Origin of the sequence: Kribbella speibonae, assembly GCF_004331375.1 — a bacterium.
Lineage (GTDB): Bacteria > Actinomycetota > Actinomycetes > Propionibacteriales > Kribbellaceae > Kribbella > Kribbella sindirgiensis.
On the sequence record NZ_SJKC01000009.1, the window covers coordinates 353,849 to 366,336 of the forward strand.

Annotated in this window: 13 protein-coding genes; 4 read left to right on the plus strand and 9 right to left on the minus strand. The window is 65.1% G+C overall.

Annotated features, from left to right (window positions below; translation table 11 throughout):
- Positions 1-127 precede the first annotated feature (127 nt).
- From E0H92_RS42500 to E0H92_RS42530, 8 genes are all read right to left on the minus strand, one after another.
- Positions 128-487: a hypothetical protein gene (locus E0H92_RS42500; RefSeq protein ID WP_131500286.1), complete on the minus strand. Its 360-nt coding sequence runs from the start codon at positions 485-487 to the stop codon at positions 128-130.
- Positions 488-905: 418 nt separating this feature from the next.
- Positions 906-1,367 (minus strand): hypothetical protein, encoded by a 462-nt coding sequence (locus E0H92_RS42505; protein ID WP_131500287.1) that lies wholly within the window; start codon positions 1,365-1,367, stop codon positions 906-908.
- Between the two features lie 122 nt (positions 1,368-1,489).
- Positions 1,490-3,112 (minus strand): hypothetical protein, encoded by a 1,623-nt coding sequence (locus tag E0H92_RS42510; RefSeq protein ID WP_131500288.1) that lies wholly within the window; start codon positions 3,110-3,112, stop codon positions 1,490-1,492.
- Between the two features lie 123 nt (positions 3,113-3,235).
- Positions 3,236-3,445: a DUF397 domain-containing protein gene (locus E0H92_RS42515; protein ID WP_131500289.1), complete on the minus strand. Its 210-nt coding sequence runs from the start codon at positions 3,443-3,445 to the stop codon at positions 3,236-3,238.
- Between the two features lie 258 nt (positions 3,446-3,703).
- Complete coding sequence (locus E0H92_RS42520) at positions 3,704-4,012, minus strand: hypothetical protein (RefSeq protein WP_131500290.1); 309 nt, start codon at positions 4,010-4,012, stop codon at positions 3,704-3,706.
- A 1-nt stretch (position 4,013) separates the two neighbouring features.
- Positions 4,014-4,181, minus strand: a complete 168-nt coding sequence (locus E0H92_RS44565; RefSeq protein WP_165550279.1) for a hypothetical protein — start codon at positions 4,179-4,181, stop codon at positions 4,014-4,016.
- A 314-nt stretch (positions 4,182-4,495) separates the two neighbouring features.
- Positions 4,496-5,449 (minus strand): aminoglycoside phosphotransferase family protein, encoded by a 954-nt coding sequence (locus tag E0H92_RS42525; protein ID WP_131500291.1) that lies wholly within the window; start codon positions 5,447-5,449, stop codon positions 4,496-4,498.
- 10 nt (positions 5,450-5,459) lie between these two features.
- The gene (locus E0H92_RS42530; protein ID WP_131500292.1) at positions 5,460-6,755 is read right to left on the minus strand and encodes an NsdA family TPR-like regulatory protein; all 1,296 of its coding nucleotides are present in this window, start codon (positions 6,753-6,755) and stop codon (positions 5,460-5,462) included.
- 190 nt (positions 6,756-6,945) lie between these two features.
- On the opposite strand from E0H92_RS42530, the gene E0H92_RS42535 reads away from it, so the two are divergent.
- Together E0H92_RS42535 and E0H92_RS42540 are read left to right on the plus strand one after the other, a co-directional pair.
- The gene (locus tag E0H92_RS42535; protein ID WP_131500293.1) at positions 6,946-8,358 is read left to right on the plus strand and encodes an NsdA family TPR-like regulatory protein; all 1,413 of its coding nucleotides are present in this window, start codon (positions 6,946-6,948) and stop codon (positions 8,356-8,358) included.
- Between the two features lie 37 nt (positions 8,359-8,395).
- Entirely contained in the window at positions 8,396-8,884 is a 489-nt protein-coding gene (locus E0H92_RS42540) for an SAM-dependent methyltransferase (protein WP_131500294.1), read from the plus strand.
- 10 nt (positions 8,885-8,894) lie between these two features.
- On the opposite strand, the gene E0H92_RS42545 is transcribed toward E0H92_RS42540, so the two are convergent.
- The gene (locus E0H92_RS42545) at positions 8,895-9,803 is read right to left on the minus strand and encodes a helix-turn-helix domain-containing protein (RefSeq protein WP_131500295.1); all 909 of its coding nucleotides are present in this window, start codon (positions 9,801-9,803) and stop codon (positions 8,895-8,897) included.
- Between the two features lie 618 nt (positions 9,804-10,421).
- Between E0H92_RS42545 and E0H92_RS42550 the strand changes: the two genes are divergently transcribed.
- Together E0H92_RS42550 and E0H92_RS42555 are read left to right on the plus strand one after the other, a co-directional pair.
- Entirely contained in the window at positions 10,422-11,261 is an 840-nt protein-coding gene (locus E0H92_RS42550) for an SAM-dependent methyltransferase (protein ID WP_238173838.1), read from the plus strand.
- Between the two features lie 344 nt (positions 11,262-11,605).
- Positions 11,606-12,181, plus strand: a complete 576-nt coding sequence (locus E0H92_RS42555) for an HD domain-containing protein (RefSeq protein ID WP_238173832.1) — start codon at positions 11,606-11,608, stop codon at positions 12,179-12,181.
- The last annotated feature ends 307 nt before the right edge of the window (positions 12,182-12,488 follow it).

Below are 12,488 nucleotides of genomic sequence, written 5' to 3' on the forward strand. Positions count from 1 at the left end.
ACCGCCTGTCAAGCGATCGGCCGCCAGTGGGTCGAACAGTTGCGGCCGCAGGATCGTTGCCAGCTCTCCGTGTTGCAGGCCTACCGTGTTTCTGGGCAGCAGGGGCCAGCACAGTTGCGGTGAGGCGTCAGCTCTCGCGTTCGATCCGTTCAAAGATGTCCCCGTCAGTTTCTCGCTGCCAGGCTGGTATGTCGTCCCAGTCGGCTACGTAGCTGGGCTTGGGGTCGGGGATGTGACGGTAGATCTGCGCGATCCAGCACAGCGCCACAAACCGACCCTTCTGCTCCCGGCTGAGCTTGCTCGTGTTTCCTTCAGAGACCTCGACGAACGCCCGCACCTGCTCGTAGACCGCCGCCGCGCTCTCCCGCTCCCAATCGGGTGTCTCTTCCCACGGTGCGACGTACCCGGGCTTTGGTTCGCCGGGGTAGTGCTTCGTCACGCCTGCAATCCATGCGTCACGGAAGATGCGGCCCTGTTCGTTCGACAACAGCGTTGCTCCTTTGGACGGGTGAGATTTCTACAGCGGCGAGCGCTCAACGGACAGGCGTGCCGAGATGTCTTCGCTCAGTGCAACAGTTAAGCATCGTGGCGGTGGCCGGCGACCGCACCAGCCACCCTGAAGCGTGCCTCCTGTTCGGCATCGCCCAGTCGTCGTAGCGCATCCAGTCGAGGCATTGGAAGGGGCGGCCAGACTGCACCCGCGTCATTGCGCCTCTCGCGCGGGCGGCTGCGCTGATTGGCCGCTCGCTGGGCAGCCGCACAGGCACGGGACTCCTCAGACCTGATCTGATAGTCCTCGTCCAAGGCGTCCAAGGTGGCCTCCGCACGGATGACTGCACGGCCGGACCACACGAGCATGTCGATCAGGAGTCAGTTGACGGTTGCTCGGCCTCCTCGCCAGCTTGCTATGTGGGCTCTTGCTCCGCACGCTTGGCCGCTCGGCGTGCGCGTGACTCCTCAACCCTGATCCGTTCTTTCTTGTCGACCTCGTCCAAGGTGGCGGCGTCGATCGGGAACGGGGGCTGAGCGAGACGTTCGATGATGCCGAGATACGGAACCGTGGCTGCGAGGAGCTCCATCGATCCGTGGCCGGGATAGATCTCGCCGCCGCGCTCGAACACCTGCACCATCGGCTCATACGGATCCTCGAACTCAGGAAACCGCTCCTTCGGACGCTCACCCAAAGAAGCCCACCTGAACATGTCGGTGAGCACCTGTTCCGTCCGAGTCCCGAGCTCGCGCCCAACTTCGGCCTCCAGGCGCCGTAGCCAGCCTGCGTCAGTCTCGACCGATGGATCGACCACCACCGCCAACTCGAAGAACGGCCACTGCCTCGGCACACCAAGCGCATCGGCCCAGATCGCCATCCGCCGCAAATACTCCTGCGCAAGCAGACCTCGCGACCTGGAGTGCCGTTCCTCTGCCTCAGGGTTGTCCCAGCTCGCCGCCGAAAGACGCATCAAGAGCCGCTCGCACGCTCCTGTATCCATCACAATCCCAGCCCTTCCTTCGCCACGCGTACCACCTCGTCGAGATTCGACAGGTCCTCCGCGACCCGAAGGTCGCCCCTCGGTATGTCCAACGTCGAGTCCCAAAGAATCAGTAGATCCATCCTCGATGACCGCGCACTCAATGGTGCCGTGTTGTGCGCCGACGGGTAATCAGAGGTGGCCAGTGGCGTCCCGTAGTGGTCCCAGGCCTCAGGGTCTGGCGACCGATACGGTAGTCCGGCCGCCATGAGCTTTGACTCGACGTACTCGTGCGCCAGCAACGACCAGAACTCCACTCGATTCTTGTCAGTCAACTCCGCACCGGACGCGACTCGCTCCCAGAGATCGCCGTACAGCGCGTCCGGGGTGAAGTAGCCGTGCCTGATTTCGCCCGGGCGAACGGCCACGTCGTGCAGGCGCTGGAAGAGGTGTTGCTTTGCCTCCTCAATGACCGCACGCGGCATCCCGCTGTGATCCGCGAGCGCGTCGACGTCGTCAGCTTCCCGGATTCGGCGGTACTGGTCCATCTCCTCCGGGGTGGCATCGTCGACGAACTCGTGCTCCGGCTCGGCGACCTCGTCGACGCCGGCAACAGACCCTGGTTCGGAATCGATGCCAGCAGCAACGTCATCGGTTTCTAGCAAGTCGCCGGCCGGAACGCTATCGACGGCGAGCTTCTGATCCTCGGCTGCGGCAGCCTCGAGGTCGGTGGGCGGTTGGTCAGGCGAGCTGGCAGCGGGCTGATCGCCGGTTTCGCCCGCCAGACGTGACGTCGACGCGGTGCTGTCGTCCGCCGTCAACGCGACGCTCGCTACGTCGTCACGCAATTCCACCTCTGACGTTCGCTCGTCAGCACCAGGCGACTCGACCAGGCTGGGAGGATCTGAGTCGTGGGCGGTGGTCTCGGCTTCTTGAGCGGGCGGGCTGATGTACTGGAGGCGGGCCAAGGTGTCGTCGTGAAGCATGTGGGCCTGAAGCTCTGGTGAGTAAGAGGCGAACGGGTCCTCCGGCTCGGGTCGATCATCGACCGGCGTCGTCGCCGGGGCCGAGGGAGGATCGACCGGTCGTCGCTCGGCCGACTCGTCATCGCCCCGCTCGGCTGACGACCACTTGGAGTACCCCGGCCAGTACATCTCATCGAGACGTTGCTCGAGCTTTTCGCGAGCAGTCAGTGGCTGTGAGGATCGATGGTCCGCGGTCTCGCCTTCGTCAATTGAGTACGCCTCGGATGCCTGCACTTCCCTCAGCCGAGGGTCAGCGGACGCCCGCGAGTCTTCTTGTCTTCTTTCCGAAGCGCGGGACACGACAGTGGAGGAGTTCGGGGCGGTTGAGTCATCACGCTGCTCGGCCGAGGCCCCGCGCGCGTTGCCCGGCCAGTAGACGTCATCGAGGCGCTGCTCGGACTTCTCGCGAGCAGGCAACGGACGCGGCGCCACGTGATGTGTAGCGTCGTGGCGATCCGGCGTCGGAGCATCTGTACGGCTTGTCTGCTGATCGCGCACGCCGTCGTCGGACTGCCGAGACGTCTCGTTCTCAGGACGCCCGGTTTCGCCAGCCTGATTCCCTGGCGTGTTGCCCTTGCTCGGGTCGTCGCCGCCGCGACGACCTCTCAGCTCGGACACAGCCGTCTCCTATCCACGCCAACGCAAACCCGAAGTAGCAGGACCATCACGAACAGTATCCGCCGCGAGGCCCACACGGGCAGTGCTCGCCGGTGCGGATAGACACGCCGCGCGACTGAGCGATCAGGCACGAGGGTCGAACTCTCCCGCCTTCATGCCTTCTGTGAATGCCGCCCACTCGCCGGCGGTGAAGCGCAGGATCTGGCCGCAGCCCCGTTCCTTGCTGTCGCGGACAGCCGCACCGCCGTCCGGCATGAGCGCGACCTCGACGCAGTTGTTGCTGTTGTTGCTGCGGGAAGCTTTCCGCCAGGCGGCGGTGGTGAGGTCGGTCATTTGCTTCTCTTTCGCTCGGGGCGGGCAGGCCAGTCAGGAACCCGGCTGACTCGGAGTTGGAACGGCTGGCTCCCGCAGGCCGTGTTCACGACGGGAGCCAGCCGGTTCAAGGTGGAGTCCTCGGTCCCGGGCTTGTGCACAGGGGCGTGCGGGAATCCCGGGACCGAGGAACTCCGAACAGTGGCGAGGCCGAGGCCTACCCGCGGTCGTGAGGTCGGCCGCAGGGAGGAGGCATTGAGGAGCCTCGGCCTCGCCTGCTCAGGGCGAGTCGCGCGCGATGAGGAGTCGGACTCCGGTGCCCTCGAGTTCACGGCGGTACTGCGCTGCGATTGAATCGGCGGCAGTGATTGCGACCGCCGAGATGTCTCCTCGGCGCGCTGCTTCGATCAAGGCCTCGATCGCCGCTGGCTGCGACTCGAGCGCCTCCATGTAGATCGCCGTCATCTGTGAACCTGCGCGGTCTGCGAACCCGAGCAGCAGGTTGCGAACTCGATCCTGCTCGGTAGGCGTCATCAGGAAGGTCTCGACGAAGTAGCCGAGCATGGCCGGTCGGGCAGCGCCGGTCACCTCACTGCCCGCCGTCGATCCGGATCGGCCCGGATACGAGGTCGACTGTCACCGGCAGACCGAATCGCCTGGAGGATGCCGCGGCGTACCGCTCGGCCACGTCGAGCTCGACCAGATAGTCGGCGATCACGTGATCGCCGAACCAGACCCGCACACGACGTTGGGGCATGGGATCGGCCAAAGGCTCGGGGACTGTCATCACCCGCGGACCTCCTGCGCGATGTCGCGGAGCATCACGGCGTACGCAGCCACGGCGATGCCGATGAGTTACGTACAGGACCGTCGTGTGCGCGTGCGTTAGGAGCCAACAGCCGATCATGAACGTCCCCGTTCTCAGTCGAATGGGTCTCGGGCGAGGGAAGTGAGGCTGAAGCCCCAGCCCATAGGCGATTCGTTGCCTACATCACCGAGTTTCGACCGGCACACGCGGAGTAGTTCAGCCCAGCGTGGGGGTCCACGATGTACCCCCACCGCTGCGTCGCCTTACTGGTAGCGGTGCCAAGTAGCCGCATCGCCTGCGATCAGGCTGCGTAGCCGGTGAGCCAGCTCTTCAGCGACGTCGGGCCGGCCGGGCAGCCCGCCGATCACGCTGGTGACAATCTGGAGCTCGCGGATCGACCGCAGGGTCGGCCAAGTGTGCGAGGAGAGTAGGTCGAAGCCGTACGCCGCACGGAGGTCGTCGTACTGCTCACGCGGATCTCCGAACCGCTCCACGCCGTGAGCAGCCGGGACAAGGTCCCACTCAGGCGGGCCGATACTCACCGAGTCCAGATCGCACAGCACAGATTGGCCGCGAGCGTCGGTGAGCAGGTTGCCGACGTGGGCATCACCGTGAATAACGGCCGTGGGGAGCAGCCACTCGGTCGACTCGGCAGAGGCCCGGACCGAGCGTACACGGTCTCGCAGCCAGCCGACGAGATCGCTCAATCCGAGCCCGACTTGGTCTGATGCCCATGTCTGCAGGTAGCTCAGTTCCCCGTCCCGAGCTGCCGCAGCGGTCTCGAGGCGGGACTGCGCGCGGCTGATCGGATCCCATTGCGGGAGGGAGAATCCGAGATCGTTGAGCGAGTGGAATGCCAGCAGCGGACGGGCAAGTTCGGCATGCCGGTGACGTTGCCCGGAGATCTGCGGGAGGTAGGTCCAAGCTGTGGCAGCCCAACCTGAGGTCTCGATCGGCTCTTGCAGTCCGGGCGCCAGCCGGACGGTAGGCAGGTCGAGCTCGGCCAGCCGAAGAGCGATCCTGGTGACGCGGTGGACGGTGAGGCGATTGGCCACCGGGGCGATGCGAAGCACCAGGTTGGCGGCGGGAAGTTTGTAGACGGCGTTCATCGTGTAGCGGAGCAGTACGGCGCCCGCGGGGTCGATCCCTGCCGCGCTGGCGATGTCGCGCAGAGCAGTATCGAGACGGTCGCGTTCGCCGCTGCTGAGTGTTGTCACGCCGTAGAAGCTAACCGCTGATCAATGCACCAACACGCTCGAGGACCCCGCTCAACCCGTCGTGGGTTGTGAACGGACCAGCCAGGGACACCATCGCCTGCAACCGATCGGCGGCGCGAACCGAGTCAGTGGCCATGGCCATGTCGACAGCCTGATGCCCGGCCGCAGCCGCACGGTCTGGCTGCGCATCGAGGACGTAGCCGGTGGCAATGCTGATCGCGTCAAACGTGCGGCTCCGCTCCTCCCCCGCACCCCTGGTCGCGTACGAGCGCTCAGCATGTTCGATCGCGCGCGGCGCAAACCGGGTCCGATGCTCTGCATGGGAGGCCAGGCAGGCGTAGATGACCCCCGAGATACCGTCCAGGTCGGCAGGTGCAAGGAAGAAACGAGCCCACGACGGGACCGTGTCTTCGTCAATTCGCCCGAGTTCGTCTTGAGCACGTGCAAGTGAGTCGGAGACCCTGTCCGCAGCGCCAAGCATGGCGTAGGCCCAGGCTTCATTCGCGTGCAAGACAGCGACTGCTGCGAGATTTCCGCTGTCTTGGGCCACGATCTGCCCGAGTTGCCATAGCCGCAGCGCCTCCTGGGCGCGACCTTGGTGGATCGAGACGCGGCCAAGGCGGTAGAAACCTCCAGCGATCAGAGCGAGTTCGTTGATCTCCCGCGCAAGGACAAGCCCAGCAGTTAGGTAGTGACGGGCCGCTCCGTGGTCCCCAAGGTCGTGACTTGCCCATCCGGCAACCTGGTACATGTCGGACAGTGCGGCCTTGAAGTCTGTCTCGGTTCGTTCCGTCTCGAACCGGCTGGCCAGCATGCCATTCGCCCATGCGAGGTAGCTGACCGCGGAGTCCCGGCAGGACCCGCCGCCATGGGCGGCATCGATCTGTCGGTGCTCGTCACGAACCACACGGACCAGATCGACGTGGGCTGCAGTCACCCGCGACGGAACGCTGGTCGCGGTGGATTGCCTGGAGTCGACGTACCCGTTCAGCTCGGTCGGGACCGGGCCAACAGCCAAGGCGGCCAGCGATCCAACGAAACCTGGCGCTGCGCCCGGGTCGCGCAATCTGCCATCGCTCTTGGCTTCACCGCTCCGCACATTAGACCCCACACCCAGCAGACCGCGGTCGATGCCAAACCCATCCGCGATACGCACCAGTACGTCGTACGACGTCACCACCTGCTTGCCCTGGGAAATACTCCGGACCCGGGTTTCCGCGAGACCGGACGCAGCAGCGAGCGCGCTTCTGCTGTAGCCGTGATCGCGCAGGAACAAGAACAGCGTCCGAATGTCCTGCTCGGCCAAGCAGTCACGCAGCAGCCGGCCTGCGTGCACGCCCGAGGTCCACCATTGCGGATCTGGTCGTACCACGTGCCGCGCAACGTGCTCTAGCTGCACTCTCGGGCCCTTCTGCTGCTTCTGTGCGGATACGATGAGCGAATCACTAGCTACCGTGGGTGGGGCACCGGTACTGGGGCTGAGAGTGGTGAAAGTGGTGAACGAGCGAACGGGAACGTCGAGCGTCGGACCGCGCCGCAACTCCAAGCTCGCCGCGGTGATCGCGGAGGCATGCTGGTCGCATGCCCAACTCGCACGGGCGGTAGGCCGGGTGGCTGCCGAATCCGGCAACGAGCGCCTCGTCTCGGTGGGCAGATCCCACGTCTCGCACTGGGTCGCGGGGTCGACGCCGTCGGGCGACGCCCCGGCGATCCTGGTCGAGGCGCTTTCGCGCCGCCTCGGCAGGGTGGTCACTCTCGACCAGATCGGCCTGTCCGGTCCGCGGGCACCTGCAGCACCGGATTGGTCCGCAGATACGCTGACAGCGCTCGCCGATCTGGGAAGGGGCAACGTGGACATCGAGCGCAGGTCAGTCCTGCGAGCCGCCGGCTACTCCGTGGCCGCACTGGCGGTTCCTCCACAGGCTTGGTGGGAAACCATGGCGCGCCGAGGAGCCCAGCGCTCTGCGCGCAGCGGCCGGTTGATCGGCGCCGGTGACCTGGAAGCAATCCGGGAGATGGCGCAGATGTTCACCCGAATCGACCAGCGCCGTGGCGGCGGGCACGCGCGCACAGCAGTCGTGCAGTACTTGACATCTGACGTCGCCAGCGCGCTGAGAGCCGCCCACGCGAGCGCCGAGATTCGTCGCGGTCTGTTCTCCACCGCGGGCGAACTCGCGTACCTCAGTGGCTGGATGGCGTTCGACAACGCCGAGCACGCGACCGCGCAGAAGTACTTCACCGTTGCTGTCCAGCTCGCCGCAGAGGCAGACGATCCGCCCCTGGCCGGCCACGTCCTGCGCGCGATGGCACACCAGGCTGTGGACCTCGGCCATTCACGACATGCAGTGCAATTGGCCAAGGCGTCGCTGTCGGGGAAACGCTCGACATTGGCGAGTCCCAGGGAACGCGCTCTGCTCGAGGTCGTCCAGGCCAGGGCTCTTGCGGCTGACGGTCAAGGCAGCGCGGCTACGAAAGCGCTCCTGCGCGCCGAGGACAACCTGACCGCCGCTGGCTCTGGTGACGACGAGCCCGGCCGGGTCTTCTTCTTCGGCGAGGCCAGCCTTGCCCACGAAACTGCGTGTACTTTGCGCGACCTCGGCGATCTGGCGGCGGCCACTACCCAGTTCAGACGCAGCGTCCGTACGCGGAAGGCGGCAACGTTTACCCGGACGCACGCTGTGACCCTGGGGTACCTCGGCGCAGTTCAGGCGCGTCAGGGTGCGATCGACGAAGCCTGCTCAACCTGGTCGGCGGCTCTCGACGCCATGGATGGCGTGCACTCTGGCCGCACGCGTCAGACTGTCGTCGACATGCGATCGGCGCTGTCGCCGTTCCGAGCCCGCGGCATCCCAGCCGCGGCCGAGCTCGATCATCGTGCCGCACGCTACCTCGCCTCCGCGCCGAGATGACCCCCTGTTCACTACTCACCGATCAAAGGACATCCCGATGACGCCGAGTCCTTTCACGGTCGAACCCGTTGCCCAGGTCATCGGTGGCCGAAGCGAACCCACCGATGACTACTGGGGCGGTACGCGCTCCATCCTGCGCATCAACAACGAGCGGTTCGACGAACGATCCACCGCTGGCCTCGAAGCGTTCTCACACCTCGAGGTCGTGTTCTTCTTTCACCTCTCCGACCAGACCGATCTGAACCTCGGCGCCCGCCGCCCCAGAGACAACCCAGCCTGGCCCGAGGTTGGTGCGTTCGGGCACCGCAACATGCGCAGGATCAACTGGCTCGGCATCTCTCGCTGCCGACTTGTCAAGGTCGATGGGCTCGACCTGCACGTCGAGGATCTCGACGCCGTCGACGGAACGCCTGTCATCGACATCAAGCCCTGGTTCGACGAGTTCGGGCCGCGGGGCGAGACCCACCAGCCGGCCTGGACCACCGACATGCTCACGAACTACTTCGCGCCCGCCGACCAGCGCTGACCCAACTGGGTCAGGCGTTCGGTTGCAGTTGGCTGAGTCTGTGCTTGATGAATTCAGCGGACTCCGCGTCGTCGAGGGCGGTCTCCCACAGATTCGCCCAGGCCTTCTGAAGCAGTTGGACTTCGTCGGGCTTGTCCGACCAGAAGAACCCGAGAAAGCCGTCCGCATAGGCACCGGACCACTCGATCAGCGGGCCGCGGGACGGGAAGCCAAGCAAGGCGAACGGCCCGGTCGTCATCCCAGCGTGCTCGTCAACATCGAACGGCATGATCCTGATCGCAACATCTGGACGCTGAGCCATATCCAGTAGGTGGATCAACTGCCCGGCCATCGTCTCGTCACCACCGACACGCCGGCGAACCACTGCTTCGCTAAGTACGACGTCGAGTCTGGGCGGGCCCGACTCGCGTTCGAGGATCTGTTGCCGATTGAGCCGGATCTCCAACCGGCGTTCGAGCACATCAGGATCAATGTCCGAGCGGGTGAAGCGCTCGTCTCCCATGATGCTCTTCGCGTAGTCGCGAGTCTGTAGAAGACCGGGGATGAGGTCCGTCTCGTAGAGGGCCAGCGACGACGTGGATGCCTCCAAGCCGGTGAAGAGAACGAAGTTGTCCGACACCAGGTCTGCGTACGAGCTCAGCCAGTTCCTCGCCTTGGTCGCCCTAGTCTCCTTCGCCAGATCCATCAAGGCGCGCACCAGTTCGGCATCGGCTACGCCGTACACCTTGCATGCCTGCTCAACGTCCAGGCTCCGCACCGGAGATTCGCCGTTCTCCAGTCGCGAGACCGTGGATGCCGACATCTCGAGCTCTGCCCCGGCCTGACGGAGAGACAGACCTGCAGCCTCACGAAGCTCTCGCAGGTGCCGACCGAGCAGGTACCGCGGGACCACCGAACCGATGGCTGACTCCAGCGTCATCTGACCTCGTTTCTCAGCGACCAGAACCCTACAACGGACCCCGTTGACCGATCGCTATCCGCGCCGACCTGGAGACAGAGTACGACGAAACGCGCCGCGATGAAACGTTGCACGATGGAACGTTCGCTGGTTCACTGGTGACTCGACACCACGAGTGATGGAGCGGTGAAACCAATGACGACACTGATACGTCCCTCACAACCGGCCGATCCCGGGGACGCTCCACAGGCAGCGCACCTGTTAATACGAGTCGGCCTCATCGACCGTCAGGCCACGCGCCGCGGTCTGCAGCGCGGACTTGAGCGGTGCCTGGAGCGACTCAACAGCAGGTTCCGCCGCTGGCGCGACGAAGACCTCTAACTGTCGGTTCGACAGCGATCAGAGTCGGCGCTGAACGGCCACAGTTCGATCCTGGCGCGTCCGCACGCCTCGGTTCAGCCGCCTCGATCTGGAGTCCTTTGGGCGATCTGCTCTCCCCTGTGGGGCGGATCGAATCCAGCCACCGGCCAGAAGCCGGGACTCCAAGAAGGCCGGTGAGCGACTACTGGCTCTGCCAGGTCGCTCACCGGCACAGATCCTGTCAAGCATTCTCGGAGCGAAAGGAGCCCTGTGCCGGCGATGATGGACTGCGAACCGATCTCGCACGACAGCTTCGTGGCGCAGCTCCTCAGCAACGCGAGCGACGCTAGGTTCTGGAACCTGGCGCAGGGCGGCAAGGACCACTTCGCGGTCGATCGCACGCTGATGCTCGGCGTCAAGGAGATCGCCCCGCACTTCGGCGACCTAGCAGTCGCCAGCGAGGGCTTCCTGCTCCGCGCCTGCCAGTACCTCACAGGCACCACCGGCATCGCCCAGTTCATCGACTGCGGTCCAGGACTGCCGATAGGCCATCGCGTCCACGAAGTCGTTCAGGCGATCAATCCCACCGCGAAAGTGCTGTACGTCGACAACGACCCAGAGGTGCTGGCCCACGCCCACTCCTTCGTTGCCGCAAACAAGCAGGTACGCGTCGTGGACGGCGACATCTTTACGCCCGACGACCTGCTGGAGTCCAAAGAGGTCAGTTCCTTCATCGACTGGTCTGAGCCGATCGCGATCATCCAGACCGCGACCCTCCACCATCGCTCGGGCTCAGCCAGCGACGTGGCCAGCATCATGCAGACGTACATCGACGTCGCGGCACCGGGCTCCTGCACCGTGATCTCCCACTTTCTCGACCCACAGGACGTCGCGAGCGGCGCGTTGCGCCGCATCGAGAAGCATCTGCTTGACAGCTCGTTCGGAACTGGCTGGTTCCGAACCCTCGATGAGATCCGAGCTATGTTCCCCGGGCAACGCCTCCTGGACCCAGGAGTGGTCCCTTGCCACCAATGGCCCAACACCGAGATAGACCCGACTAGCTGGGTGCAGGGCTGCGTAGCCGGCGGCATCGGACAGAAACTGACCTGCACCCGCTGACTACCAAAGAGCCAAGCCTCGACCGGCCCCGTCCTCCAGCCACCTCGCGGATCTCGATCCACGTCGACAGCGCAGGCAACTCACCTTGGCTGCCCATCGACAGCTCGCGCCTCATACCGCCGTCAACAGCGTGGTGCAGCTCTGCCCACATCCCATGGAGCAAGACCGCAACCTACGAGCTTGATCAAGACAGCGCGTGCGAGTACGACAGAGCGCTACGACAACGTACCGGCGAGCGGCTCGAAGCAGCGCTGGACGACAGCCCCGCTCGCACTAGCACCGTAGAGTCGAACAATCTGCGGTGCGCTGTGCAGTTGGCCAACCGATGATCGAACGGAGCAATCGTGACGGATAAGACCACCGACCGGGACGCAGCAGGAGTCGCTGCCTTCGCCTACGAGATGGGCGTACTCAAGCGACTCCGGCGGGCCGGATGGTGGCATGTCGGCGTCCGCGACCCCGAGTCCGTCGCAGAGCACAGCCTGCGCGTTGCCCAGCTCGCCGCACTGATCGCCAGCGAGGAAGGCGGCGATCCTGCGCGGGCGGCCTACCTCGGGATGTGGCACGACTCGCAAGAGACCCGCATCGGCGACATCCCACACAGCGCCAAGCCGTACATGGATGTCGCGAGCAACGAACGCATCACCGAGGACCAGGTCGCCGTCCTTCCGGAGGCGGCCGCCAAGAGCATCCGCGAAGCCGTCACCGAGTACGAGGCCGCCGAAACGATCGAGGCACGCTGCGCCAAAGACGCCGACCGCCTCGAATGCCTCATGCAGGCCGTCGAGTACGGCGAAGCCGGCTACAAGCGCGTCACAGGCTGGATCGAATCGTCCCGCGCCCGAATCCAAACCGATTTCGGTCGCCGCCTTGCCGAAGCAGCTCTTCAAACCTCACCACTCGCATGGCGCGACCGCTGACACTCCCATTCATGGGCGGGTGACCGCGCAACGCCTTGCCAGCCGTCGACCGCCGCTCGTCCTGCCCGAGGGCTGTGGTGATTCGTCAGGTCTCTATGAATAAATGAAAGCGCTGACTCCAAGCGCAGCAAGACCGCCGCGGGCGACGAGCGTCGCTGGCCACGAAACGACAGCCTCGATCCGATCACACCTCTTGCATGCTCGGGGCTTCTGTCGCCGAAACGATTGGATGCGATCTGGCGACGGTGTGAGATGTGTCGGGTTTCTGACGTTCCCGCTGGTCAGCGGGAAGTCGATTCTCGCCGTG

Excerpts from the sequence above, each read along its gene's own strand:
- E0H92_RS42505 (WP_131500287.1), bottom strand. The coding sequence starts at position 1,367 with ATGGCGATCTGGGCCGATGCGCTTGGTGTGCCGAGGCAGTGGCCGTTC.
- E0H92_RS42515 (WP_131500289.1), bottom strand. The coding sequence starts at position 3,445 with ATGACCGACCTCACCACCGCCGCCTGGCGGAAAGCTTCCCGCAGCAAC.
- E0H92_RS44565 (WP_165550279.1), bottom strand. The coding sequence starts at position 4,181 with ATGCCCCAACGTCGTGTGCGGGTCTGGTTCGGCGATCACGTGATCGCC.
- E0H92_RS42540 (WP_131500294.1), top strand. The coding sequence starts at position 8,396 with ATGACGCCGAGTCCTTTCACGGTCGAACCCGTTGCCCAGGTCATCGGT.
- E0H92_RS42545 (WP_131500295.1), bottom strand. The coding sequence starts at position 9,803 with ATGACGCTGGAGTCAGCCATCGGTTCGGTGGTCCCGCGGTACCTGCTC.
- E0H92_RS42550 (WP_238173838.1), top strand. The coding sequence starts at position 10,422 with ATGATGGACTGCGAACCGATCTCGCACGACAGCTTCGTGGCGCAGCTC.